The sequence below is a fragment of the Pseudomonas sp. MPC6 genome, from assembly GCF_006094435.1.
Classification (GTDB): Bacteria; Pseudomonadota; Gammaproteobacteria; order Pseudomonadales; family Pseudomonadaceae; genus Aquipseudomonas.
The window spans coordinates 6,393,567-6,418,927 of the sequence record NZ_CP034783.1 but is presented as its reverse complement, the minus strand read 5'-3'; the positions used below and the strand labels follow the sequence as shown (position 1 = coordinate 6,418,927).

The following is a 25,361-nucleotide window of genomic DNA, read 5'->3' as shown; positions in this document are numbered from 1 at the left end:
CACGCGGCGGCCTCATCAGGTTCTTCAAGCTGCGAATCATGGCAATTTCTCCTGCACATCAAGTGACGCCAATTCCCCAAGTGTTATTGGTTTAAGGGGTGGTCGGATCCGGTAGAAACCAACATCCTCAACTGCTATTTGTTGCTCGGCTGCAACGATGCTCGCGATGGTGTAGCCGCACTGCCGACCTTGGCAGGGGCCCATACCGGCGCGGGTAAACGCCTTGAGCTGATTGACCCCTGGCTGGGCTATTGCGCAGGCCTTACGAATATCCCCCGCCGTCAGCTCCTCGCAACGACAGACCACTGTCTCATCGGATGGGGTGTAAATGCTCTCTCGGGGGGGATACATCGAATCCAGCATTGGCCGCAGACGTAACAATGTCTGTAGACGACGGTTCAACGCATCCGTGTGCTGTGCCACTGCGTCTGCAGCCATACGACCGGCACGCTTAGCCATACCGATTGCTGCCAGCTGACCCCTGACACACGCAGCCTTGGCACCGCCGATTCCTGCACCATCGCCCGCAACGAAAATACCCGATTGATCGGTCTCGCCCCACTCATCAAGGTCAGGAATTAAACACCTTTGCTGTTTACTCCAGCTGTGGTTGCAGCCAAGCGATTGGGTAATGTGAATAGAAGGAATCACCCCTTCGTGGGATAGGAGGACGCTCGCCGGCACTGTGCAGAGCTCCCCGCTGTTAAGCTTGAATTGAAGCTGTTGAAGCCTGCCGTCACCCAGGGCTTGCAGCTCTTTAACGCCTTTGATCCGGCGCCCCCCCGAGCGACGGATTTGATGCAGCCAGGCAAGGCCCTTACTGACTTCCTTGAACTCGGCAACCATTGAGCTTGCCCAGGGAAGCGCGCGGCGCCAACCGCCTGGTGGAGTAGTATCCAGCCAGCCAGCGACCTTGCCGCCCGCTCGAATGAGTTGGGCCATGTACAGCAGGGGCAGCGGCCCGCTTCCAACCACCCAGACAGGCTCTGCAGGGATCTGGCGAGACGTTTTTAGAAGGATCTGGGCGGCACCTACTGTGAGAACACCTGGTAGTGTCCACCCTGGAAATGGCGCTGGGCGCTCTTGCGCACCGGTAGCAAGTAACACCTGCCGGGCATTAACAGCTTCAGCTACACCATTGCTCTTGATGAACACAGTCCAGCCAGGCTCAATTTTCCACACCTGGGTGTTGGGTTCGTACGTTGCACCGCATGCACGGAACCGCTGCACCAGCTCTGCACCGGCTTTGTACTCGGTACCCAAAATGTCACCGGTGGCGGTGTGCGCGATGGTTTCAACAGCACGCCAAATTTGTCCACCTGGTGCAGGCTGCTCGTCAACCACAAGCACCTGTAGGCCTAGCTTGCCAAGAACAACGGCAGCACTCATGCCGGCAGGCCCAGCACCGACGATAATTACATCAAACGTTCGGCTCACGACACTACACTCCGGCGGCCATACTGCCGCTCAACGCGCATTCCCTCTTTAACTGTCACTAAGCAAGTTTGGGTAGAGGCACACCCATCCACTACTGCAAGACAGTCGAAGCAAACGCCCATCATGCAATAGGGCGCGCGCGGGCTTCCTTTCACTGGGGAGGTTCGGTTGACTGCAGTGCTTTGCCTCAGCAACACCGCCGCTACCGTTTCACCTTGCTCAGCCATCACTGGAACGCCATCCACATAAATAGTGATCGTGACGGCGTGCAATTCAAGAAGTTTTTTGAAGATTGAAACGTCCATAATGGAAAATCTCTAAATCAGCGGGGATCGTTTTTGCGTCGAAGACTTTCGCGTACTCATTGGCGTGGAAGGACGCCAAGGTCACACCTGAATGGCAGGTGGCGATCTCTGCACCAGGGTGTGTCAACGACCTCGCATAAACAGGATTTCCATCTGGCGTCATGATCCGGAGACAAGACCACTGGCGAACTAATTTGGCCTGTGCAAGATCTGGAAGAATCTTCAACGCCTTACGAGTAATCCGCGCAGCGCCTTCGGTAGTGGTTGCGAGGTCAAAACCTACTTCTTCCTGTGTAACGCCAATCATCACCGTGCCTTCCGCCGTTTGCCGCAATCCGCTCCCAGGGATTGGAAGTAGCGGCGCTAGGCGCTCAGTAACCAAGAGCTGGCCCCGCTGCGGGCGGATAGGCACGTTTAGTCCCACCATTGGCCCAAGCGCTGCGCACCCCAATCCAGCCGCAACGACGATTCGCTCACACTGGGCACGGTAGTCACCTGACTGAACTTCGAAGCCCCCGCCAGATAGGCGTCGTATGTTGGTGACTGGGCGATTGTTCTGCAGCTGCCCGCCACGGGCCATAAAGGCTTTGTGCATTGCGGCTAGCAACCGAAGCGGGTTCGCATGCCCATCGAACTCGCCGAAGCTCGCACCCACAACCGCCTTGCCAAGCTTCATTGTCGGAAATCGACGCAACAGTTCAGCTCGATCCAGCATGTGGGCTGATGGGGCAAGTTCTGGTGTTTGCCTGTTCCAGGTATCCATTGCCTTTGCCCGAGCATCGAATTCGTCGTCACTCAGACAGAAGTTCAAGCCTCCCTTCTGCTCGTAGTCCAGCGAGATGCCGCTTTCTTCCTCAAGTTGCGACGCAAAAGCCGGCCATGCCTTAACTGCATTGAGAGACAACCGTTGGTAGTCAGGATCTCTCATCCCCTTGCCATGAGCCCACACCAGACCAAAATTAGCCTTGGCGGCGCGGTAATCGGTGTCAGCTCCATCCAGCATCAAAATACGGCGTCTAGCACCTGCGAGGCCGTAGCCGATCGCGGCCCCCACCATGCCTCCGCCAATGATGATCACATCAAATTGGGGAATCATTTACTGATCACCCCGCTTGACCGTGGTGAGCTCAGTTACTGGGGGCTGCAGATTCAAAGCACCGTGGAGGACGTACCCATAGTCCACGCTGGTAGCCTTAGCCCAGACCTGCTTGAGACCAAACAAAGGGATAGCGCAAATGTCGTCGTGAATCTGAGCCTGCGCTTTCTTCCACAAATCGAGTTGAGTTTGAGGATCAGCCTCTACCCTGGCTTTGCGAATGGCATCATCAGCTACAGCGCAGTGCCCGAAATTCGACATCGCAGCTGGTGCGCCGATGGCAGAGGCCGAATCGTAAAACTCTGTGAGCCAGTAGTCGGCGCCCGGGTATCGAGCTGCGCCGTAAAACACGATCGCGCTTTGATCCTGGCGGCTTTTGGCTTGGTAAGTCGCGTGATCCACGACCTCCATTTCCAAGGTGATACCTGCCTTAGCCAGTTGTGCTTGGATAATCTCCATGATCGGCAATTGCGGGGCTGCGTTGGAAACCACGGATTTCAGCTTCAACCCATTGGGATAGCCAGCGCTAGCTAACAAGGCTTTCGCTTGCGCAGGGTCGTAGGCATATGGGCCGGCACTACAATCGAGGCCCTGATAACCATTAGGTACAATGGAGCACCCGGCATCGGCTACATCTTTACCGGCATAGCGAATGATCTCAGCGACATTGATTGACGCCGCGATGGCTTGACGAACCTTGATATCATCTAACGGCTTAATATTCCGGTTAAGGAAGAGCGTACGGAATTCCGCAGGCTCGAAAACGTCAACAGTCACACCACGGGCTCTGCTCCGCTCTACCCAGCGCTGTTCACGCTTGCCCAGCATCAGATCAAGCTCATCGGAGGCAAAAGCCAACTCACGAGCGCTATCAGAAGGGATCATCCTATATACAATCGCGCCAAGCTTCGGCTTACTGCGAAAGTACTGATCGTTGGCCACCAATTTCACATACTGCTGGGTGATATGCTCCGAGAAGGCGAACGGGCCAGTTCCGATCGGCGCTTGGCCATAACGCTCGCCCAGCTTCTCGGCTGCCGCCTTACTGACAATCTGACCGCCGTGGTAGTTTGATACTCGACCAAGGAATGCGGTATCTGGATATTCAAGTGTTACCTTGACCGTGTAGTCATCCAGAGCTTCAACTTTTTCAAGGGCAGTGAAGTTCGCTGAAAAGCTGGAGCGTTTCGGGTCGGCTGCCTTTTGCAGGGAGTAAACCACATCGGCAGCCTTGAGCTCGCCATAACCGCCATGGAACATCACCCCCTTGCGGAGAAAGAAAGTCCAAATCTTCTTGTCATCAGAGGACTCCCAGCGCTCCGCGAGATCAGCCTCCAACGCAGCGGGATCTGAACTGCCTGGAGGGAACCGCACCAGTGCATTGAAAATCTCGGCGACGATACCTTTATCACCGATCAGCGAGGCACGGTGCGGGTCGAGACTGGTGATATCAGCAATGCCTGGACTGACTGAGATCGTTGCGCGTGCGCTATCTTGAGCCAATGCCCAAGGGCTGACCCCTGACAACGTTATTAACGCGGTAACGGCGCTCGTTCGGAGGGTCAAACCTAATGCTTTCATTTTTCACGACTCCGGAAATAAAGGTGCTGATATCAACCAGTCAGTTCGTTCAGCTTGGCTGGGAGGAGGGACGTAGTGTGGATCCCCTAAAGTGTATGTTTTTTAGCAATGGGCGGGCCAATCTATTATATCTCATTGATTTATATGGATTTTATTATTTGATTTCATCTTACCCATAGCAAAGAAAACATTGTTCAATGTCTTTTCCCTATAGAAGACAGAAACCTTTCCCTTCTAGTGCGCTACCGTCGGGCGTGCTTGGCTATGGAACGCTTCAAAATGAAACGTCGTACTCACGTCCGCTACCTTCCGTAACATTCCGATAGTCACTCGAAATGACTATGGATACGGATGCGACTCAATTGCGATAATTAACCTTACACCGCGCACCTCAATGAATTTCATGAGGAGAAAATTCACTCAGTAGCCACGTGGTGAAAATAGCCTCGGCAGGCAGATTCACGAACCACACATCGTTAACGATATCTCTTTAGAATAGATCGGACTGTTTCTTCACCAGCGCGTCGAAAAGCTTTTGATTAGTAGATGACGCTACCGTAAGCTAAAAAGATCATGTCTTTATGCTATTGACGGGTGGAGAGCTATGGAGAACAGGATCACCCTTCGTCACCTAGAAGCGTTCCGGGCGATCATGGTGCGAAAATCGGTTACCGGTGCTGCAGAAATGCTTGAAGTGACCCAACCAGTGGTCACGAGACTGATTGCCGATCTTGAGGAACGGATAAGCCTGACACTGTTTACAAGAACCAAGGGGCGACTGGTACCAACCCCTGAAGCGGCTCTCCTCGTCAAAGACGTTGAGCAATCATTGTTGAGCATTGAGCGTATCGCTAATGCGGCTACAAATATCAAATCTTTGAAAATGGGACGACTTGAAATAGCAGCATCGCCAAATATGGCGCTCTCGTTCCTGCCACGCGCCATTAATAGTTTCACTCTGGCTCATCCCGAGGCCCATGTCTCAATGCGTATGCATAGTTCCCCCACAGTTCTGGATATGGTGCAACGGGATCAATGCGACCTAGGCTTCGCCATGTTCCCAGCACGCTCTACCAAGGCGGGTAATAGTGAGACTCTGGTATCTGCTAAAATGGTCGCGATAGTGCCAAAAACGCACGCCCTTGCCACAAAAAGAACTTTACGACCAGAGCACTTCGAAGGCGAACGCTTCATTTCCATGATGCCTCTTATGGAATCCAGAATGCGTATAGACTCCCTGATGCTTTCTCATGGCGTGAAACGGCACGTAAACTGCGAAACGCAGACTTCTGCAGCAATTCTGCAGCTAGTCGAAGCAGGCGTGGGGATTTCAATCATCGACCCTTTAACAGCCTGTGGGTATACAGGCACAGGCGTTAAATTTCTAAACTTCGAACCGGTAATTAGAAATGATTATTCTATCGTGATCTCACAGAGAAACTCATCAACCCTGATATTGAAACCCTTCATCGACCATGCAAAAAAAGAAATCCTCAATATGGTTCCTGCCCATCTGCTCATCCGAAGCTAGTCGGTACAACCCTGATATATGACCCTTAGCTCCAAGGCGCATATTGAGCCAGGCGGCGAAATTCTGAGCGAACATCCCTGTCACGCTCAGTTGGAAGAGCTCGACTGTCTCGAACTAAGGAAGCATCACTCAGAATATCGAATCGACTAAGCTAAGAAGCTCAGTAAGATGCTCCCGCCCTAGCAGCGGGCTTAAAGTCATTGATACGGCTGGAAGGCAGCTTCAGAATTACCAACGCCGACACGACAGCAGCAGGAATGAGCAAGAACGCCGGGGATGCCGCAACTTTAGTTACAGAAATTAACCAGGTCGAGATCATCGGTGCGAAACCGCCAAAGCAACATACTGCCAACGTGTATCCCACGGTCATCCAAGTGTTGCGCAGGCGCGTCGGGAAAATTTCACAAATAGTAGCTGGCCCAGGGCCTGAGTACATTGCAAACAGTGCGCTCAAGCAACACTGCAGCATGACAACCTGATGGAAAGTTGCACCACCAGACATCATGTTCAGAATCGGGTAAGCCAGTGTAGCTGTGCCAACGCAACCCAGGAGGAGCAGCGGCTTACGCCCGAATCGGTCGGAAAGAGCGCCGGCAACCGGAATGAGCATGATCTGAAGGAGCAGTGCAATGTTGCTAGAGATCAGTGCTTCAGTCCTGGTTAGACCTGCGTGATTCTGCGTGTACGTTACCATGTACGCAGAAACCAGGTAGGACAGCGTTGTCCAGAAAATGGTGAAGCCAAATGCCTGCAAGCCAAGTACATATGGCTTAGTGTCGGTTGGATTTACCACTTCCGTTTTACTATTAACGTACTCAGGAGTTTCCTCGGCATGAGCCCTCAGGAACAGACTGAATGCAAAGATCGCAAGACCGCCAGCGACAAATGGTACTCGCCATCCCCAGTCCAACAGGTCTTCAGCAGGGATTAGCAAGAGTGCCGAAGCCACCAGGGATGCCAGCAGCGCCCCTCCAGAAGAGCTGACGCTCTGGAAACTTCCAAAAAATCCTTTTCGACCTGCTGGAGACCACTCTACTATATAAGAAGCAGAGGTGCCCCATTCGCCACCTGCGGCGAAGCCTTGAAGGCATCTCAACATGACTAACAGTATCGGAGCACCGACACCAATAGTCTCATATGTCGGAATCAAACCAATACCAATACTGCCGATGGCCATGCAAATAATCGTCAGCAACATCGCGGGCTTGCGCCCTCTTCTATCACCAATGCGACCAATTACGTAGCTACCGAGCGGCCTAGCGATGAAGCCAGCGCCGTAAGCCGCAAACGTCTGCAACAAGGATGTTGTTTCATCTACGTTTGGAAAGAACAACTTAGCAATGGTCGTAGCAAAAAATGCATACACTGCAAAATCGTAAACTTCCAACAAGTTTCCACTTCCAGAAGTGGCAACGGCGAACCAGGTTTTTCTGGTAGATATTGTTTTAGTCATGATTTTCTTCTATCGAGTAAGGGCGCCGTACGCAATTCACCGTACAGGGCATTGATTCGTTTTTATTTTCAATCCCGTATAGCAAGGCTCGAAGTGTGGATCAAATCCGGCTACGCATCTGCTTCTACAATCGCTGTCGCTCCCGACAAGTCGCCGAGCCTTTCCCCTTCTCTGATCCGTCGGCAGTTCTCGACACCGCGACCCTGTTTAGCGAATGCCGTTTGTATAACGTCATCAACTTCCGAAGGACTCAAGACAAGGACTCCGTTCTCATCGCAGATCACGATGTCACCTGGGCATACAGCCACACCACCACAGGAAACAGGCGTGTTCAACTTGCCGCCCAGTCCGTAAATCCGAGTTGTGATCGGAGACACGCCGCGACTCCAGACCGGGAAATCATGCTCTTGAATTTCATGCGGGTCGGTACACATGCCGTCAATGACTGCGGCGCTTGCCCCAGCAGTCACAGCTGCCTGCGTGACGCCTCCTCCCCAGCAGGCATGCTTACGATCACCCAAGCGATCAATCACCACAATGTGGCCGGGCTTGAGCAAGCTGGTGACGTAGTGCAACAAAGTGGAATCTTGAGCAGGCAGCGCCAAAGTTACCGCCGTACCCACGACGCGCTTACTATTACCCAGGGCTTGGATTTCGCCATCCATGAATCCCCAGTGAAGAAGATGACCAACAGTAGCGGTCTCGACCTCAAGAAGGATTTTTTCCAGCTCAGGGCTGATCGGATCCGGCATATCGCCTATGAGGAACTTTTTCATTTTTAAAGTACCTTGTGGGAGGCAAGTGGAATTTGCATGCGAATGGCTGCAATGCGCTCAGGTTCGATATTTGCTGTCACATAGCCCACACCATCGGACGCCTTGGCGATGATATGCCCCCAAGGATCGCAGAGAAGCGAGTGGCCGTAGGAGTAACGAGTCTCACCCGACTGTTCAAATGGGCCTGTTTGACCCGGAGCGAGGAAGTAGCACTGCGTTTCAATAGCCCGTGCGCGGCAGAGTACGTCCCAGTGGTCTTTACCCGTTTGAAGGGTGAATGCTGCAGGCAGTACGATAACGTCAGCACCCAATGCAACAAGCTTTTGAAAAAGCTCTGGGAAGCGGATATCGTAGCAAATGGCCAAACCGTACTTCAGACCCTCAATATCGACTACCGTCGCCTCGGTACCTGGCGCTACAGCGCTGGACTCGCCATAGCGCATACCGTCCGGAGTTACGATATCAAATAGGTGGATCTTGCGGTACCGGCCCAACTCATTGCCTTTGGGATCAAAAATGACGGACGTGTTGTAAACGCGGCTACCGTCTGGCGTGCTCTCGTAGAAGCTACCGGTATGAACGTAGACGTTGCAGTCCTGCGCAAGCTTTCTGCACATCTCGTATGCCGGCCCACCAGTGCGAGGCTCACCAGCTGCAATCTTTTGTTCAGGCGTACCGCCAGCCCAATCAAAGTGCTCCGGGAAAACCACCAGACGTGACCCGTCGCGATCGATCGCTTCTCGCGCAAGACGATCTGCCTCGGACAAATTAAACGCCTTATCCTGTATCGAATTCATTTGAATAAGAGAAACTTTCACAATTAATCCTCACTGTTTATTTTACAAATGAGGCAAGCGCCTCAGAAACATGCATCCGACACACTTTCCGAATATATTTGCGTCAGATATTGAACTAGCGCATGCGCTGCCCTGTTTGGATGTACAGATGATGAAGTGATCACCCCAATCTTAAGTTTCAGAGATTTTTCCAATTCAAATGATTGAAGCTGGCTGTCCGCCCGCTCCATCAAGCTGAAGCTACTGACGAACGTCACTCCGAGGCCACCCCTAGCCAACTCAATAGCCGTGCCGGCCCCGCCGACTTCGATCGTATAAGTTGGCGTCACTCCAGCCTCACGGAACCATTGATCGACCATTGGCCGTATGAGCCCATTCGATTTGAGCCCTACCAGGGGGACTCCCGCTAGCTGCGCAGCGGTAACAGTCGAGGCTTGCGAAATTTGAGCTGTGGGTGACGCCACACAGATAATTGGACTGCTAAACAACGTCGAACTTTGATCTTCAAGACCTATTGAGATGGACAGTATACCTAGATCTGCTTGACCTGAATTGACTCGATGGGTAATGAGCGCTCGATGTTCAACGTCCAAGTCAATTTTGATGCCTGGATGCAATGCTGCAAATTTTCTAATCCCATTTACAATTCGTCCAGCAGACAACGCTTGTGTAATGAGGATACGCAACTCTGCATTGCCATAATTCGCGATCTTATAGGCTACTGCCTCTACGGATTCGAGTCCCTGATAGAGGCGATCGACCTCGGCTAGCAGCTGAATTGCCTCTGGGGTTGCACTTAGCTTTCCTCCTTGCCTACTAAAAAGAGGAAATCCAACAGCAGTTTCGAGACCAGAAATCATGTAGCTGATAGCAGGCTGTGTTACGGCCATAGCCGCACTAGCACGTACCATGCTTCCCTCGCGCATGACCGTTCTAAATGCCTCGATTTGCCTTAACTTAATAGGCATATGTACTCCCTATCGCAGACGGTTTTTATCGCTATCCGTCGCGTTCAGTAAATACCCTAACCATCTGGCAGATTTAGCCTTCTACACCCAGGCCAGACTTACCGAGCGCTTCCTCAGCGGTAGCCGACGTTGCATCCTGCGGTGCTGACTCAGTCCCTTGCACCCATTGACGGAGCGCATCCGATGAGACTGACTGCCATTGATAGATGTTGTTAGGTTCAGTTTGTGGCACCTAGGCCATCATAGATAATCAAAAAATCGCACTACCCTATAATTTCTCCTTATACCCCACTCCAGCCCAACGCCAGCATCGCCTCTGAACATATGATCTAAACATGGCGCTTACTAGCGCGGCAGCGTACGAAAACACCGACCACCAAAACTTAAAGATAGATGATCTCGAACGCTACCCAGGCATTATTAACTCTTACCAAAGCGCATAGGTATAGTTAACGAGCAGCCGAACTTGATCCTGATCCTTTAACGTCGAGGCCGGAAGCCCTGTTCTAAAGATCCCCTTACGGAGCGTAAAGCCAAGCCCCCTGAATGATCCAGACTGGACAACATAATCTAGACGGTAGTCACTTTCCCACTCACTGTATCTACCCGTAGTGGTACTGCCTGTACCGCGAATATCTTTACCACTTACATATGTCCATCCCGCCTTCAAGCCAGGCACACCTAAGGCGGCGAAATCGTAGCTGTAAATCCCAAATGTAGAATTTTCGCCCGCGCGAATGAAACTATTCAGCATAACGTCAGTATAGAGGTACAGCGATTGAACCCCCCCTTCACCTTCTGGCCGAGCTCGACCATCTACCACATTGCTGCTATTGACGGTTGCGAAGCCAGATTGATCACCGGTTTGCTGATGCCCCAAGGTCAGCGCGTGACCACCATCTTTGTAGGTGAAAGCCAGAGACCACGTTGTATTGTCGACCTCTCCATTTTCGTTATAGCCGGTGCGCATAGCATAGCGACTGTCCGTACCGTTCTTACCGTCAGAATTGCTTTTAAAGTACCTTAAGTCAGTTGTCAGCGATCGACCGACACCAACATTAAGCGAATGAATTACTCCGAAAAAGTTTTGGCTGTAGTAGTCCTCCAGCTGGGCATGATAGTACTGCAGCTTTAAATTTTTTCGGACGTTCCAATCACCTCCAGCAAACGTAAAACCATCACTGCCCTTACTCCCTCCGCCAGCGATTCCTGCCCAGTTGCTGGATGCGCGGCCAATAGCACGATTCAAAAATCCGCCGGTCAAAGTAATATTGTCGAACTCATTTGACGTCAATGCAGCGCCCTGAAAGTTCGCGGGTAACAGGCGACCGTCGTTTGAAATTAGTACTGGAAGATTGAAGGCCAGCGCATTGCCAGCCTTAATTTCAGTCTTGGAGTATTTGAAGCGAGCGTTGCCTCCGATCCTAGACCAGTTATCGACAGGCGAGCCGTCAGTCTTCACCGGGGAAATAGTATTTACTGTGGAGGCATCATGTTGTGAGCTGCCACCGCTCAAGTTGAAGCCTGCAAGCGCTTGCAAGTCAAGCCCCAGCCCTACTGCCCCTTGGGTGTACCCCGACTGAAAGTCAAACCTTAACCCCGTCAATGTTTGCCGTTGATCAACCCCACCAGTACTCCTCTGATCCCCATCGTAGTACAACGTGCGAGAACTGATGGATGCCTTACTATCGTCAAGGAAGCCTACTGCATAGCCTTGTTGGGCCAAGGTGCCGCATGCAAAAGCAGCCAGTATTTTTTTTACTTTTGTCACCAGTGCCACTCCGTCACTATAAAGACCGCTTATTGTTGGTTAGTATTTTTTATATATTCCGTTTGGCGCACGAATAAACTCCACTCAAACGCAATGGATTTCAATTTCCCTATTGATCATCTGATACGCCCACCAGAAAAGAGCAAGAACGATGCCAGCAAACTGCCAGGGCCTCTGTTTACGGGGCGATTAAACTCCAAATTGTCCCCAGCTATTACCCAGATACATGAGCTAATGCTGTAAAGCTATACATTCATCACAGTTAACGTAGACATCCGTATCATGACGCACTATTTCGCAACGCTGCGCGCCATTGTGGTGAGTAGGAGTGTTACCCTCGCCGCCTACATGTAACGAGTCAGTTTTTCTTATTCGCTTAGAATGCAAGCCTAACATGAGAACTACCAGCTCCGTTCGGATAAAAAGAGTGGTCTGCACGAAAATGGCAGGCTCTATATTCCGAAGGACGTTCGTTGATCATCCAGGAGCGGGAAGGAAACAGAATTCGAACCCCCGTGCGGGGTTTTAGACGAAAGACAGTTGTGGCGTAGTGCATGCACTCTGCCATAAATTGATGGTTAGCTCATAAGGAATTTATTGCTTTCTTGAATGGGGGGATTAACAGCTAGAAGCGAAGATTCTAATTATCGCAGTTTGACCATAAGCAATTGGCTATTCACAAAGTGACTAGCCAATTATTAGATTCAAGATAGAAGGCGCAGAACTTGAGCTTTATACGCTCTCCCCAAACATGACTTATCTTATGTCCAGCTTGAGAAAGACCCATGCCAACTCAGAGCTAAGGAAATCGCAGCCTCAATTCACCGGTTACACCGGACGCTCACCTGCAACAGTAGTGCGGTGCATAATTCGAATGTGTTCCGGGCTGAACGAGTCGCGGCGATGCATAGTGCAACGGTTATCCCACATAATCATGTCACCAAGACGCCACTTCTGGACAAATATCTCGCCGCTAAGAGTGTGCTTCCATAACTGGTTAACGAGATCATCGCTTTCATCAATCGGCAAACCAACGACCCAGGAGTCTTGCCCCCGCACACCCTTTGCCCCCAAATACAGAGCCTGCCGTCCGCTGTCCCCATGTACGCGTACGAGCGGATGAACAATTCCAGGCCATTCACGGATATCTTCGGTTTTTGGCAGCTGTTTATTCAGACGCAGATCGCCCGCAGAGTCATAGACGCTCTGGAAGAAAATCTGCCGGCCTTTGACTGCATTGAGCAAATAGGAAGGCAGGGTCTCGTAGGCCTGATACATCGATACCCAATAGGTGTCACCGCCAGTGGGCGGAAGTGCAATGGATCGCAGCAACGCGCCAGCAGGTGGACGCTCATAGAACCACGTATCGGTGTGCCAGGTCGCTTCACTGTTACCCAATGCCCCTGATGGCTTACCGTCTTTGGTAGTATTGGCGATGACTAAGATTTCTTTTTGCGTTGGGTGAGCTCCCTCCTGCAACTGTTTCGGGTGAATAACCGCCTCGCCGAAATGGTGAGAGAACTTGATGTGCTGCCCGTCGGTGATGTCGATATCTCGGAAACGCACAACTCCGTACTGGAGCCAGATTTTTCGTACTTCAGCGACATCCTGGGCATCATAGTCGTTGAAGTCAAAACCTACGATGTCTGCGCAGACATTACTACCATTCGAGATAGCCGTGATCTTATTTTTGGTCAGCATGCTCTTATTCCTCATCAGCTGAAGGTTACGATCTGTGCCTAACCTATCGCCTCGTTGAAACTGACATCCAATAATAATAATCGACTATTAATCGTGATAGCTTATCAGTCACCGAGCCAGCCGCAACGGAGGCATTGAGAGGCAATGCCTGGCAGAGCCATGAAAGGCAGTTATCCAAAAACCTGATCAATCAATTTGACATTCATCCGCCATCGGTATAAATCAAGAACAGCTAAATGGGAGTAACCAATGGATCTACGGCAGATCAAGACATTTGTAGTTGTTGCGGAAGAACTGCATTTTGGACGAGCGGCTATCCGATTGCAGATCGCCCAACCAGCCGTGACGGCTCAAATCCAAGTGCTTGAGAGGCATCTCGGCGTACCGCTGCTCACACGCTCAACCCGTCGCGTGCAATTGACAGAAGCAGGGGTACTTTTCAATGCACGGTGCATCGACATCTTGCGTGACATCGACCGCACGTGCCTTGCTACCCAAGCGGTCGCAGGTAAAGACCTCAGTCAGATCACTATCGGTACCATTTATCCTGCGACCTTCGGTGTGCTTCCCAATTTCATCGCGCGGATCAATCAACGCTTCCCTGATGCTCGGATCCATATTCACAACGGCAATACGGTGGGCATTGTGAGGGAAATTGAGCGCGGCAACATCAATCTCGGTTTCATTCGTCCTGTTGAAAACATTGGATCTCTTCGCTGGCAGTCCATCCATCGCGAGAAATACCTATTAGCGATCGCACGCGAAAACCCTCTGAGCAGTAAGAGCGCCGTCACGCCAGACGACTTGCGTAAGCAGAAGATAATCGCGTTTTCTAGGGCATATAAATCTCACACGGATGAGAACTTTCCCGAGGAATTCCGGAAATACGATCTGAATCAGCAGGTGATTTATAGCTGTAATGACACCCAGGCGATGCTGGCAATGATAGCCGCCGGGATCGGTGTAGGATTCGTTCCAGAATGGGTTAGATCCATTCCTGGACAAGACTTTGAGCTGCGCAAGGTTGAGGGACTAGAACGATACATCGGACTGGGGCTGGCGTGGAGTGTCGATGATCCAACTGTCAATCGAGATAGCATTATTGAATTATGCCGCTCGCTGATTGGCAGTGACGGCTGACGAACAGTTCGTGAGTATTCAGGTTGCGGTTCTCTAGAATCGGATGGTCTTGGTATGGTGCCGTGGGCCTTTTGTCAGAAATTGAGAAAGCTCAGCCTCGTCGAGCTACGTCTAGACGGGTGTATCCTTGAACTTGTCCCGAACTTCACCTTCGGTATAGGTTTTATCTTTATCATCAGCCTGTTGCCGCTGACCGAAAACTGACCCAGTAAAGGCTGTTCTGCCGACTGAAAACTGACCCAGGTGTTCAACTGCTTCTGCTCACTTTCCGAGCAGGAGAACACAGGGTGATCAGCATGGAAATGTTGGGGAAAATTCGGCGAATGTACTTTCGCGACAAGCTGTCGCTGCATCAGATAGCCAAGCGTACCGGGCTGTCGAGAAACACCATTCGAAAATGGGTCAGAGCGCCCGAAGCCACTCAGCCGGCGTACCAACGGTGCGCAACCTTCAACAAACTCAGTCCATTTCACGAGACGCTGGAGCAGGCGCTCAAGGCCGATTCGTTTCGGGCAAAGCACAACCGCAGGAGCGCCAAAGCACTCTTCGAACAGATCAAGGCCGAGGGTTACGACGGCGGCTACAGCCAGCTCACCGCCTTCATACGCTCGTGGCGCGGCGAGCAAGGCAAGTCTTTACGGGCCTTTGTACCGCTGACGTTTGCACTCGGCGAGGCCTTTCAATTCGACTGGAGCGAAGAAGGTCTGCTGATCGGCGGCCTGTTCCGACGCATCCAGGTCTCGCATATGAAGCTGTGCGCCAGTCGCGCATTTTGGTTGGTTGCGTATCCCAGCCAAGGCCATGAGATGTTGTTCGATGCCCATACCCGCTCGTTTGGCGCGTTAGGTGGGGTGCCGCGTCGCGGCATCTACGACAACATGAAGACCGCTGTCGACAAGGTCAACAAGGGTAAGGGCCGCACGGTCAATGCCCGGTTTGCCGTGATGTGTGCCCACTATCTGTTCGACCCGGACTTCTGCAACGTGGCCTCCGGCTGGGAAAAAGGTATCGTTGAAAAGAACGTCCAAGACAGCCGACGGCGCATCTGGCTCGATGCTCAAAACTGCATGTTCCACACCTTCGAGGAACTGAATGCCTGGCTCGGCCAACGCTGCCGTACGCTCTGGGGTGAGCTGCTGCACCCGCAGTACAACGGGCTGACAGTGGCGGACGTCCTGGAGCTGGAACGCGCTGAATTGATGCCGATGCCGACCGCCTTTGATGGTTACGTTGAACGTACGGTAAGAGTTTCCAGCACCTGTTTGATCAGCGTGGCGCGAAATCGCTACTCGGTGCCGTGTGAGCGGGTCGGCCAGTGGGTCAGCAGCCGTCTGTATCCTTCACGGATTGTAGTCATCGCCGATGAAACGACGATTGCCAGTCACGAGCGCCTCTTTGATCGAGACCAGGTCAGCTTCGACTGGCAGCACTACATCCCGCTTATCGAGCGCAAGCCCGGAGCGCTGCGTAATGGCGCTCCGTTTGCTGATCTGCCGAAGCCGTTGCAACTGCTAAAACGCGGTCTGAGGCGTCACACCAACGGTGATCGAATCATGACGCAGGTACTGGCGGCTGTTCCTATCGCCGGGCTCGATGCCGTGTTGGTGGCTGTGGAGTTGGTACTTGAATCAGGCAGTTTGAGCGCTGACCACATCCTGAATGTCCTGGCTCGACTGACATCGACAGCAGCCCCTCCGTCCGCCGAAACCAGCCTTCAACTCAAGATAGCGCCTGTCGCCAATACGGCGCGCTACGACCGGCTCCGTACCACCGATGAGGAGACTCGCAATGCGTGATCTTATGGCGGAACTCAAAGAACTGCGTCTGCATGGCATGGCCAGCGCCTGGGAAGAACTGGCTTCCCAAGGAGAAGCTTCGACGGCGTCGTCGAAATGGCTGCTCGAACATCTGCTTCAACAGGAACATGCAGATCGCGCCGTACGGTCTGTGAATCATCAGATGAACATGGCCAAACTCCCCATGCATCGTGATTTGGCAGGCTTCGACTTCAGCGCTTCCAGCGCAGACGCCCGCTTGGTCAGGGATCTGTCCAACCTGGAGTTCACAGATACCGCGCAGAATGTCGTGTTCATTGGCGGGCCTGGAACGGGCAAGACACACCTGGCCACTGCCTTGGCCGTGTCCGGGATCACGACGCATAACAAACGCGTGCGCTTCTACTCCACGGTGGATCTGGTCAACTTGCTGGAGCGCGAAAAATACGATGGAAAGGCAGGCCGAATCGCCCAAGGACTGCTTCGCACAGACCTGGTGATACTCGATGAACTGGGGTATTTGCCCTTCAGCCAGAGCGGTGGCGCCCTGTTATTTCACCTGCTATCCAAGCTGTACGAGCACACCAGCGTGGTTATCACCACCAACCTCAGCTTCTCGGAATGGTCGAGTGTGTTTGGCGACGCCAAGATGACCACTGCGTTGCTGGATCGGCTGACACACCACTGCCACATCGTTGAAACGGGCAACGAGTCCTACCGACTGCAAAACAGCAGCCTGGCCACTCAGACGAAGATCAAGTCACGTGAACGAAAGCGCAAAGACGGTATCGAGGACGATGAGCCGTTTTGATCTGCACAATAAATACCCTGCCGCATGCCTACATGCGGTGGGGCTTGATGCCTCTTCTCACTGGGACACTGCTGCTAAGCTTATCCACAATTGCTGGGGCAAAAATCAGCAATCCGCCCTGGGTCAATTTTCAATCGGCAGGGTGGGTCAGTTTTCAATCAGCGCCGACAGACATAGCTCTTTTTGCCTTTAATTTCCTGTCGCTGGAGTAATAAATTGCTAAATCGCCCAGATAAAAACGCGCTTCGTGCAATGCTGGAGGCTCAAGTCGAAGAAAAGCTGCAGCGCGACCCTGATGCGGTAACGACGTATGCCGCACAACCCGAGCCTGAACGTAAGCGATACACCACTAAGCCTACAGTTCAAGACAAAGCCTTTATCAAAGAGCTCGAACAGATGCGTACTGATGCTGAAGCCGGAGTGTTTCATAGACCCGTTCCCGAGCAGAAGAACGTAGACGCTGGGACTGGGACAGGGCTCGATGATTACCCTGGCTTAAAAGAAGCAGGCAACCCCTCAAATCAATGGTGAGGTCAGTCACTTTTAGCCCGAGATGTAAGACACAGTCTAAGGTATCGTTTCAGACATAGATGCTGACGCAACACCTACGTACATGTGTACCAAACCCGGACGTGAATACTGCAAAGACTGGCCTAGGGTTTTTCGGCCGCATGATTTCGCCTAGCGTAAACCAAGATGAGCACCGAGGCGCTCACCTCACGGCATAACACCTCCCTTAATGGGCTATAAGAATCTTGTTTTCGTTGGCCTCAAGCGATTGTTGACAGGCTCGATACTGACCGGGCGTCATGCCGAACCAACGCAGGCAAGCTTTGTGAAAACTGCTGTGGTCGTGGAAGCCGAGCAGGTAGGTCACGTGCTGCATATTGAAATGGGAATGGCGCAGATAGAAGTCTGCCAGTTGCTGACGCATATGGTTCAGGATATTCGTGAACTGCGTGCCTGCCTTCTCCAGCGCCCGTTGCAACGTTCGTTTGCTGATGCTCAGGGCGGCTGCAATCGATTCCATATTACATTGGCCCTGCGGTTGCGCCTGGCTTAGGCGTTCGGCAATCAGCGCACGAATCCTGCACACCACCGTAGAGTCATTCAGCAGGTCGAGCTGACCGTTGGCATAGCTTTCATGGAGCCTGGCCAATGCTTCGTTGGCCATGCGCAACGGGCGCAGTAGCTCCTCGCCGTCGAACAGGATGCTGTCATAGGCTGCCCCGAAACTCAGCTCGCAGCCAAACAGCTGTTGATGCTCATGGATGTCTTTCGGTTGGGGGTAGCTGAATTCCACACTCAGTGGTCTCAGCGATTTGCTACCACTCAGCCAGCGGTAGACACCTAGCACGGCTGCGAGGCTGGCATCGGTGTACTGGCGGGGTTTGATCGAGCCGCGTTGATGGTGATCGAACGTGGCCAGGCGGTAATCCTGTTGTTCCTGGACAACCAACATGGTGAAACCTGTGCCGATCAACGGGCTGAAGTGAGCCAGTCGTTCGAATGCAGTTTTCAAGTTCGAACTGGACATCATGGTATAGCCGACGATCTGAAACATGCCTGGATGGAAATGCTCGGCCGATTTCAAACCGATGTCTGGATCGCCGGAAACCTGAGCCGCCAGACCCAACAGGCGGTAGATAGTGCTTCGTTCGCAGAATGATCCCGGGATTGCTGTGAGCTTCGTATCAAGCCCGGACTCCTGGCACAGATGGTCAACATCCAATCCTTGCGCCGAAAGCATTTTCATCAGCACGCAGGCATAACCTGCACTCATTTTATACATAACGATTCATCTCCCTGTTGAATCAGCCATCCATGGCTATGCAAGGCGTCCTTAAGTTATCGGAAATGCTGGATTTGCGGGGGAAGCTGGTATTTCGTCATCAACGATCGCAGGTGCTCAATGGCATCATCATATTTAAGATCGGCATGCCGTCGCTTTTCCTGGTACTGGCTGAAAGCACTCGTGTCCAGGTAGGGCCGATCAAGAATATCCAGCGCGGCGCAGCGCAAGCTTTGTGCTTCGCTGAAAAGCTGGTGGTTACGTTCAAGAGCCTGGTTAAGACAGGCTATGGGTTGATGAGACTTTCGTGTGTCGTTCATTGCAGAGCCCTTTGATCGATCTGTTTTTATTTTTTTAGCTCAACCTGCTATGTCACGTTGGCAGGCCGGCTCGGGTCAGTAACGTCACCATACCGCTAGAATATTTCACGGCAATTCTTGCCAGCAAACCTTCCTATGGCGATGTCGTTGGACAAATCGGCTCTCGCGACGAGCTGATGGCTGAAATAGAGTTCAGGCCCTTAGGCAGTTTTTGCTCTGTTGGAAGTCATAGGGTCAGTGCCCCATTTCTTCTATCAGCAATCCTAGCTGAAATTGCGCTGCAGGCAGGTCTCGAAGGAGACATCGAATGTCAAAAATGCAGCATGTGGTGATCGCTCTGACGATGATGACCTGCCTATGTGAATTATTTGTGTAACGGAGAATCGGGCAGGCCATGCTGCTGTAGGAAAAAAATACGCCTTACGGGATCGACTCGAACGAGGCCGACCTTCCGCTGAGTGCTGGATCTCAAATATTGAGCCTTCACACTTAATGGCGCTCCGATCTGTTTTGCTGGGCCCCTACCTCTGCGCTGAGCATTTGATTCCGGGTATGTTCGTGCTTTTGGACAAGGGAGAGATATTCATCAACGTCTTCTTGAGTCCGATGCTCCTGCCCCAAGAGCGACTCGCTCAAAAAATTGAATCGCATGGATTCCTCGAGCGTCAGGCCAGCAAAGACTTCGTTGCCCTGTTGGTCTTCGCTGAGGGCTCGTATTTTCCTGAGGTACGTGCGCTGCATATCCGTGAGCACAAGCATTTGGATCTCCTGTCAATTGCCACTGCGGAGCTGTGCCGCAATGCGCAGAGTTGCTCACCCGATCATTTTGAGGGCCTTTATATGGGGTCGGCCGCGCTTGAAAGTTCCACCGTGATTTCATCGGTGAAGAGGCGCGTATCCGAACGGGACTTGCAACGGCGAATGGTTTGTTTTTGGCTGCCTCTGTCGGGCATCCACGCACAATCGTAGCCAACCATTGGAAACTTACTGAACGTGGGGATGAGGCGATGCGCAGGCACTTGATAGAAAACGACGCATCCCTTTTTAAGATGCTGCTCACCTCTGAAGGCCGCTCGTGCTTTTCATCGGAAACTGCGGAAGGCTGCTTGCTATGGTGGCCAATAGCCGCTAATAGTGATGGAGGCTTAGAGAGGACGTCTCAATGACTGCGAGATTTGTTGTTATTCCTGCGATCCCAACAGAAACGGGTTGGATGCGTAACGGGGCGCGGTACTACTGCCAGACCGCACCTATAGGCTTTAACCTCTATGACAATGAGGAAAAGCTGCGGCTGAAGACTACCTATCAGACGCGAGAAGAAGCCGAGAATGATTGTCAGCGGGTAAACTTGGGCCGGTTAGAAGGCGTCCTGTCAGAGCGGGAATCAATGCCGATTCTCTAGACATTCACCAATCCCAGATGGTCACTTGGACGTCAGGGGTTCTGACCACCAGCAGACAGCGGGTTTAAGCCGTGAGGGGATACACTCTCAGCTCTCGTGGATGCTCGGCGTTCAATAGTGCGCAAACAGTCTTTGCCTTGATGGGTTTCCTGCTAAGAATGGTGCGCTACAAGCACCGGTATGACTTCTATATGACCGTGCCGCTCACCGGGCGCGATGGCTACGGCGGTCTGGATGTTTCCGGGGATGGCCAACCGGATGGCGTGCACCCAGAGATTGAGCATTGCCCCGCGTATTCGGATGTCGACCAGCCGCATGCCCACGGCTATTGCTACCCCGGCTGAACGCCCTGGACTGCGAATAACGAAACAATGGAAGATTTTGGCGCGGGCGTGGATGTTTTTCCAGCGCCTCATCGACCAGGATTTGAGGGCTCACAGCGCGGCGTCCTCTGCCTGGGCGATCAGTGCGTCATCGACCAGCGGCTGAAGCAGCGCCTCGGCGATTTCGCCAAGCTTGCCCAACGGGTGATCACTATTGCCGAGCAACTCCGCCATCGCGGTCTTGTCACCATTCCCGATCGCCGTTGTGATCAACAACCAGCCGAGCGCCGGGGTGTGTACCTCGCTGTCGGCAAGGCGGTTGTTTACGTATTCATCTACTACCAGGGCGAACTCTTCAGCGGTCACGCCTTGCGGAGCGCGCATGCGGCGCTGGAACGACACGCTGCAACCGCGAAGGAGTTCTTCGGTTGCGTTGTAAAGCCATTCGGCTCGAGCGTCTTCATGCGGGCTGTTGCTCACTGGAGGCGGTGCGCGGCCTTTGAGTTTCAACTGAGCAAGCTGTAAAGGGGTCACGATCGCCTCCAGAGTGGCGAGATGGAGTAGGCGAGGGCCGCCCATCCGCTTTAAATATATTGACCGCTAATTACTCAGCACGATTCATTGGGTACAGATCGTGCAGACTGCTGCACTGATCCAGTTCACCCGGCAATGCCAGTCACCGGGGAGTTGACCCAGCAACACACATCTACCAGCATGCCCAAGCTATGGGCTTCAAGGCTGTCAGTATGCGCCCACTGCGTCGTGAGTCACCCACCAGCCTATCGACCCTCAGCGGTGCCGCTCGCGCTCCAGACGAAAAGGGCAACATCACCGCGTCGGATATCTCGGAAATGTCTGAAGCCGTGTTCGACAGGTTCAGGCAGCATTTGCCGGCCACAGGTGCGAATGTCGAAAGGCTGCTACGTGATTTGCAGAACGACATCGGGCAGTTCGGCGACGAGCGCATCAAGAAGCGACGCCGGGTGGTGCTCAAGGGGGTTCGCAGGCCTGTGGACGATGGCCGACAAACCGAAGCTCGGTGAACTTGCCCGGCTGCTGCGTGCTGAGCTGTTCGGCCATGCGCTAATGATGGTGACCGAAGAAGATGATGAACTGTGCCATTCCGGCACTGATGATGAGGCGACTGAAATGATCGACAAACGCGATGGCGTAACGAAAAAACCAATTTGAGCCAGGAAACGTATTTCCCTCGGACGAAGTCGGAGCTGCCGGGGAAGGACGTAAAACCGTCCCCGCGACCTGCACCCAAAACCCGCCCCTGCGCAGAATGAAGGCGTGCAAATGGACGAAAAGGCCGCTTTCGCAGGTGGTCTTTTTATTTACTAGGGGAGCATGCCATCACCCTCAGCCTTTTTGAGTAGCAGGGACATTTCACAGAGGTAATTGAGGTCGCTACATCCGCCTGGGAGCTTTGTCGTACAAGCTTGAGCTACTTCCGCAGCAACGAATTGAGCCTCTTTCGATAAAGACAGGAAGGTGTCCACTACCCAGTCGACATCCACGGCGCACGTCTCCCCGTCAACCCTAAGCATGAGCTTGGTGCCGCGCTTGAATTGGGCCTTGAGGCGTCTCATCAACGCTTCGTTGAAGCTATATACGTCTTGCTCGTTCATGAACTGCGCCATTAAGTGTGCCGGGTTGCCAAGTCATTGTGGCCCCTCGTTCTCTCCATCGCGTGCAGAGCACCACGCATGAGTTATGGTCAGTACAGAAGATGGTGGCCGAGAATGCAGACCACCAGGCCGATAATCAGCCAGCCAATTTCGGTTACAGATGTACTCACGACGCGACCTCTTGCTAATCGAGGATCGCCCAGGCGATCAAAACGGCCTCGATGTTATCCCGCACCACGCCTTTAAGGTAATCCTGCATCCGATCAACGGCGCGGCCGATTCGGGCCGCTTCTGTTTCAGCGTCAGTGTTGGCAGCCGTAGTATCCGGCGATAGCCGCCACTACGAACCCGAGCTGCGCCTCTTGAAGCTAAGAGTAGTAAAGCCCAAGGGCGACCCCAAAATATGAGCCAGCGGCTCTTTGCCCTCGACGACGACTGACCGCCCGGAACTGCGAATAACGGCGATTTATCATATTCCCGATGCACGCTTAAAGGAGGTCAGACCTCCCTGTTCCACTGGGTCGGTTACCGCTCCTCCGGGCTTAAGCCCGACTCGGCATCAGATCTTCACCACGCGCTGTACCTTGACGAGTCATTCCCTTAGTCTTCTTTAAATGCTTCTGAGAAGCTCATTCCGACTGCCTTATTTCACCTCGGCGTTGCCAAGCTGTCCGCTATCCCAGGCTTTAGCACCAGGCTGTCAAATACGCAAGATCACGCGATGCTACTTGGAGCCACCTGGACGGTTAAAAGCGCCAAGGGCTATAGAGGTAAGTGTTCTGTCACGGGGATAGCGCGCATTCGGCGGTGCGCGCTATCGATGGGTATCTGCCAGTCATTGATCTTCATCTAAGAGCCAGCTTGGGATGGGTCAACTTCGCTACCTTGCGTTGAGCCAGCGGTTGGACTATCAAAATCCTCTTCGCCGGCTGCTTTTTCAGCAGTAAACCAGTGCTCAAGGTCTTGTCCTTGCGGCTTCCCATCTTTTTCCCAAAGTCGATATGCAGCTTCTCGAATTTTTTGCTCATCCATCTTCGAATTCCTCCCATTTTTCACTGAATGATTTCGGGCGTAACGGGAAAACTGCTCCCGTGTCCCGATCCGTCTAGCAGGCTAAGGGTAGTCGTCATAACAAGCTCCGCCATCGCTTTTGATCGGATAGCCTTTACGACCGCCTGCGGGCCAATGCCGGCACTCAGAAGATCAAGGGCGAAGAGCTCGGAGTGCTGCCGTTTTCCGCCAGTGCTTAGCAGGATCGGTAGATACGACCTATTTGCACCGAAAACGTCATCGCTCCGAACTTTCTTTCGGTCTTCTCAGTCGACCAAGCACCAGGCTCATCAGCACGCGCGCTAATGCCTGTGAGCGCCCGTCGCAAGCGGCCCACGACGGATCGGGTACAACTATAAATTGGTGGTCGCGATGAATTGTCTTATTTGTGTCGGTGCCGCAGAGCGCATCCAGTGTCATGGCCCATGGGAAGAGAGGGATTGTCCGGATTGTGGACGCTAACGTATCTCTGATGAGCTCCTCTTGGCCTTGATGGATCAGGGCCAGATTTTCGATGTCAGCCAAACAAGAGGTTGGCTAGAAAGCAGGCGTATTGAAGTCACGATTCCTACTATTGAGCTTCATCAAGCCCTATTGATGTCGTGAGTGGTTCTGCTGCGTTCGGTTAAGTCTCGCGTCAATCTCAAGTCAAAACCTAGTGATGCGGAGTTACCCGAGACAACGAGTACCAGCGGGTGAACCTGGGGCGGTTACAAAGCGCCCTGTCAGATTGAGGATTCATTCCGATCCTCTAGACGTTGAACAATGCCAGGCGGTTACTCGACGTTAGGCATTCTGGCCCCCAGTAGATCAGCGGGGTCAAGCGGTGCCGTAACGTACGCTCCTCTCCCGTGGATGCTCGGCATTCAATAGCGAGCAAACAACCTCCGCATCAGCCCTGACTACGAACACGCCATGCTTGCTAGCCGAGCCTCCCTCGACAAGATCAACGACCCTGTATCGCTTGCTCCCATCGTCCAGTGTGGTGGTTTCAATTACTCTGAATCTTGAGTGCATGGTTGCTTCCGTGCATGAGATTGGTGTCCTAGAAATACCGGCAAGACTAGACGATTTTCAAGATCAAGACTTGATTCAGCTGAGACAATTTATGACAGTGCAATGTGCTTCTCTTCGCAGGAAGGACGGCTTAGCAGTAGATGGCGTGATGAAGAATTTTTCTTAAGGTCGCTGCTTCGGGCCGGCGCACCCGGCTTAGCCATAGGTTTTTCAGATGGAGGAGAAGTTTTGTCATCGATCAAGGAATACCAACCGGGGCCCCAGATCTCACAGAGCATTTGGATGACCCTCGGGCTGCCATCACGCGGTACCAGGCTTCATGACCTAATTCGCGAAGGACTGCCTTTTGAATTCCTCGACCGGATAGCGAGCCTTCTACAGGTGCAGCGGGGGGTTATCTCCAAGGCTATTTGCATGTCACCCGCAATGTTGGCGCGTAGGACGAAAGTAGGACGGTTCAACACCCTAGAAAGCGACCGCCTGGTTGCATTGGTAGCTGTCTTTGAGCAGGCCCTTTCCCTATTCGAAGACGATGTCGCTGCTGCGACAAAATGGATGAGCTCGCCGGTTTGCGGGCTTGGTTCGAAGCGTCCTCTGGATATGATGGGGACGAGGGTGGAAACGAAGGCTGTCTCCGATCTTATCGGTCGACTGGAAAGGGGAGTTCTCGTGTGAGATTCG

The 25,361-nt window shown here is 52.8% G+C and carries 25 protein-coding genes; 10 read left to right on the top strand and 15 right to left on the bottom strand.

What is annotated here, in order from left to right; all coding sequences use genetic code 11:
• Positions 1-36 precede the first annotated feature (36 nt).
• The 4 genes from ELQ88_RS31970 to ELQ88_RS31955 are packed head-to-tail and all read right to left on the bottom strand — an operon-like array spanning position 37 to position 4,419.
• Entirely contained in the window at positions 37-1,437 is a 1,401-nt protein-coding gene (locus ELQ88_RS31970) for an NAD(P)/FAD-dependent oxidoreductase (protein ID WP_138969292.1), read from the bottom strand.
• The gene (locus tag ELQ88_RS31965; RefSeq protein ID WP_267464303.1) at positions 1,434-1,742 is read right to left on the bottom strand and encodes a (2Fe-2S)-binding protein; all 309 of its coding nucleotides are present in this window, start codon (positions 1,740-1,742) and stop codon (positions 1,434-1,436) included. Before ELQ88_RS31965 ends, ELQ88_RS31970 begins: the two co-directional genes overlap by 4 nt.
• Positions 1,711-2,838 (bottom strand): FAD-dependent oxidoreductase, encoded by a 1,128-nt coding sequence (locus ELQ88_RS31960; protein ID WP_178084725.1) that lies wholly within the window; start codon positions 2,836-2,838, stop codon positions 1,711-1,713. Before ELQ88_RS31960 ends, ELQ88_RS31965 begins: the two co-directional genes overlap by 32 nt.
• Complete coding sequence (locus tag ELQ88_RS31955) at positions 2,839-4,419, bottom strand: ABC transporter substrate-binding protein (RefSeq protein ID WP_138969291.1); 1,581 nt, start codon at positions 4,417-4,419, stop codon at positions 2,839-2,841.
• Between the two features lie 604 nt (positions 4,420-5,023).
• On the opposite strand from ELQ88_RS31955, the gene ELQ88_RS31950 reads away from it, so the two are divergent.
• Entirely contained in the window at positions 5,024-5,950 is a 927-nt protein-coding gene (locus ELQ88_RS31950) for a LysR substrate-binding domain-containing protein (protein ID WP_138969290.1), read from the top strand.
• A 160-nt stretch (positions 5,951-6,110) separates the two neighbouring features.
• Here ELQ88_RS31950 and ELQ88_RS31945 read toward each other — a convergent pair whose 3' ends face one another.
• The 6 genes from ELQ88_RS31945 to ELQ88_RS31920 form a co-directional block, all read right to left on the bottom strand.
• Positions 6,111-7,403: an MFS transporter gene (locus ELQ88_RS31945; protein ID WP_138969289.1), complete on the bottom strand. Its 1,293-nt coding sequence runs from the start codon at positions 7,401-7,403 to the stop codon at positions 6,111-6,113.
• Between the two features lie 110 nt (positions 7,404-7,513).
• Entirely contained in the window at positions 7,514-8,179 is a 666-nt protein-coding gene (locus ELQ88_RS31940) for an RraA family protein (protein WP_138969288.1), read from the bottom strand.
• A gap of 2 nt (positions 8,180-8,181) precedes the next feature.
• Entirely contained in the window at positions 8,182-8,997 is an 816-nt protein-coding gene (locus tag ELQ88_RS31935; RefSeq protein WP_138969287.1) for a carbon-nitrogen hydrolase family protein, read from the bottom strand.
• A 41-nt stretch (positions 8,998-9,038) separates the two neighbouring features.
• A complete protein-coding gene (locus ELQ88_RS31930; protein WP_138969286.1) occupies positions 9,039-9,944 on the bottom strand; it encodes a LysR family transcriptional regulator in 906 nt (301 codons plus the stop codon).
• 427 nt (positions 9,945-10,371) lie between these two features.
• On the bottom strand, positions 10,372-11,724 hold the full coding sequence (locus tag ELQ88_RS31925) for an OprD family outer membrane porin (protein ID WP_138969285.1): 1,353 nt from the start codon (positions 11,722-11,724) through the stop codon (positions 10,372-10,374).
• 819 nt (positions 11,725-12,543) lie between these two features.
• The gene (locus ELQ88_RS31920; protein WP_138969284.1) at positions 12,544-13,416 is read right to left on the bottom strand and encodes a TauD/TfdA family dioxygenase; all 873 of its coding nucleotides are present in this window, start codon (positions 13,414-13,416) and stop codon (positions 12,544-12,546) included.
• 249 nt (positions 13,417-13,665) lie between these two features.
• On the opposite strand from ELQ88_RS31920, the gene ELQ88_RS31915 reads away from it, so the two are divergent.
• The 4 genes from ELQ88_RS31915 (at position 13,666) to ELQ88_RS31895 (ending at position 17,673) form a co-directional block, all read left to right on the top strand.
• Complete coding sequence (locus tag ELQ88_RS31915) at positions 13,666-14,556, top strand: LysR family transcriptional regulator (protein ID WP_138969283.1); 891 nt, start codon at positions 13,666-13,668, stop codon at positions 14,554-14,556.
• Between the two features lie 296 nt (positions 14,557-14,852).
• Positions 14,853-16,352 (top strand): IS21-like element ISPpu27 family transposase, encoded by a 1,500-nt coding sequence (gene istA, locus ELQ88_RS31905; RefSeq protein ID WP_138969606.1) that lies wholly within the window; start codon positions 14,853-14,855, stop codon positions 16,350-16,352.
• On the top strand, positions 16,345-17,142 hold the full coding sequence (gene istB, locus ELQ88_RS31900) for an IS21-like element helper ATPase IstB (RefSeq protein WP_138969281.1): 798 nt from the start codon (positions 16,345-16,347) through the stop codon (positions 17,140-17,142). The genes istA and istB overlap by 8 nt, the downstream gene beginning before the upstream one ends.
• Before the next feature lie 216 nt (positions 17,143-17,358).
• A complete protein-coding gene (locus tag ELQ88_RS31895) occupies positions 17,359-17,673 on the top strand; it encodes a hypothetical protein (RefSeq protein WP_138969280.1) in 315 nt (104 codons plus the stop codon).
• Between the two features lie 205 nt (positions 17,674-17,878).
• Here the strand turns inward: ELQ88_RS31895 and ELQ88_RS31890 are convergent, their stop codons facing one another.
• Positions 17,879-18,934 (bottom strand): AraC family transcriptional regulator, encoded by a 1,056-nt coding sequence (locus tag ELQ88_RS31890; RefSeq protein WP_138969279.1) that lies wholly within the window; start codon positions 18,932-18,934, stop codon positions 17,879-17,881.
• A 56-nt stretch (positions 18,935-18,990) separates the two neighbouring features.
• Entirely contained in the window at positions 18,991-19,254 is a 264-nt protein-coding gene (locus ELQ88_RS31885; protein ID WP_138969278.1) for a hypothetical protein, read from the bottom strand.
• A gap of 552 nt (positions 19,255-19,806) precedes the next feature.
• Between ELQ88_RS31885 and ELQ88_RS31880 the strand changes: the two genes are divergently transcribed.
• Together ELQ88_RS31880 and ELQ88_RS31870 are read left to right on the top strand one after the other, a co-directional pair.
• On the top strand, positions 19,807-20,223 hold the full coding sequence (locus ELQ88_RS31880; RefSeq protein WP_138969277.1) for a hypothetical protein: 417 nt from the start codon (positions 19,807-19,809) through the stop codon (positions 20,221-20,223).
• A gap of 504 nt (positions 20,224-20,727) precedes the next feature.
• Entirely contained in the window at positions 20,728-21,000 is a 273-nt protein-coding gene (locus ELQ88_RS31870; protein ID WP_138969275.1) for a hypothetical protein, read from the top strand.
• A gap of 90 nt (positions 21,001-21,090) precedes the next feature.
• On the opposite strand, the gene ELQ88_RS31865 is transcribed toward ELQ88_RS31870, so the two are convergent.
• Positions 21,091-21,516: a hypothetical protein gene (locus ELQ88_RS31865; RefSeq protein ID WP_138969605.1), complete on the bottom strand. Its 426-nt coding sequence runs from the start codon at positions 21,514-21,516 to the stop codon at positions 21,091-21,093.
• 209 nt (positions 21,517-21,725) lie between these two features.
• Between ELQ88_RS31865 and ELQ88_RS31860 the strand changes: the two genes are divergently transcribed.
• Positions 21,726-22,022 (top strand): hypothetical protein, encoded by a 297-nt coding sequence (locus ELQ88_RS31860; protein ID WP_138969274.1) that lies wholly within the window; start codon positions 21,726-21,728, stop codon positions 22,020-22,022.
• Positions 21,997-22,170: a hypothetical protein gene (locus tag ELQ88_RS34240; protein ID WP_161599997.1), complete on the top strand. Its 174-nt coding sequence runs from the start codon at positions 21,997-21,999 to the stop codon at positions 22,168-22,170. The genes ELQ88_RS31860 and ELQ88_RS34240 overlap by 26 nt, the downstream gene beginning before the upstream one ends.
• 152 nt (positions 22,171-22,322) lie before the next feature.
• On the opposite strand, the gene ELQ88_RS31855 is transcribed toward ELQ88_RS34240, so the two are convergent.
• Both ELQ88_RS31855 and ELQ88_RS31850 read right to left on the bottom strand, forming a co-directional pair.
• Positions 22,323-22,613, bottom strand: coding sequence for a hypothetical protein (locus ELQ88_RS31855; RefSeq protein ID WP_128873627.1), 291 nt, complete (start codon positions 22,611-22,613; stop codon positions 22,323-22,325).
• 849 nt (positions 22,614-23,462) lie between these two features.
• Entirely contained in the window at positions 23,463-23,645 is a 183-nt protein-coding gene (locus tag ELQ88_RS31850) for a DUF2934 domain-containing protein (protein WP_128873628.1), read from the bottom strand.
• Between the two features lie 1,137 nt (positions 23,646-24,782).
• On the opposite strand from ELQ88_RS31850, the gene ELQ88_RS31835 reads away from it, so the two are divergent.
• On the top strand, positions 24,783-25,355 hold the full coding sequence (locus ELQ88_RS31835; protein WP_138969272.1) for an antitoxin Xre/MbcA/ParS toxin-binding domain-containing protein: 573 nt from the start codon (positions 24,783-24,785) through the stop codon (positions 25,353-25,355).
• Positions 25,356-25,361: the final 6 nt, after the last annotated feature.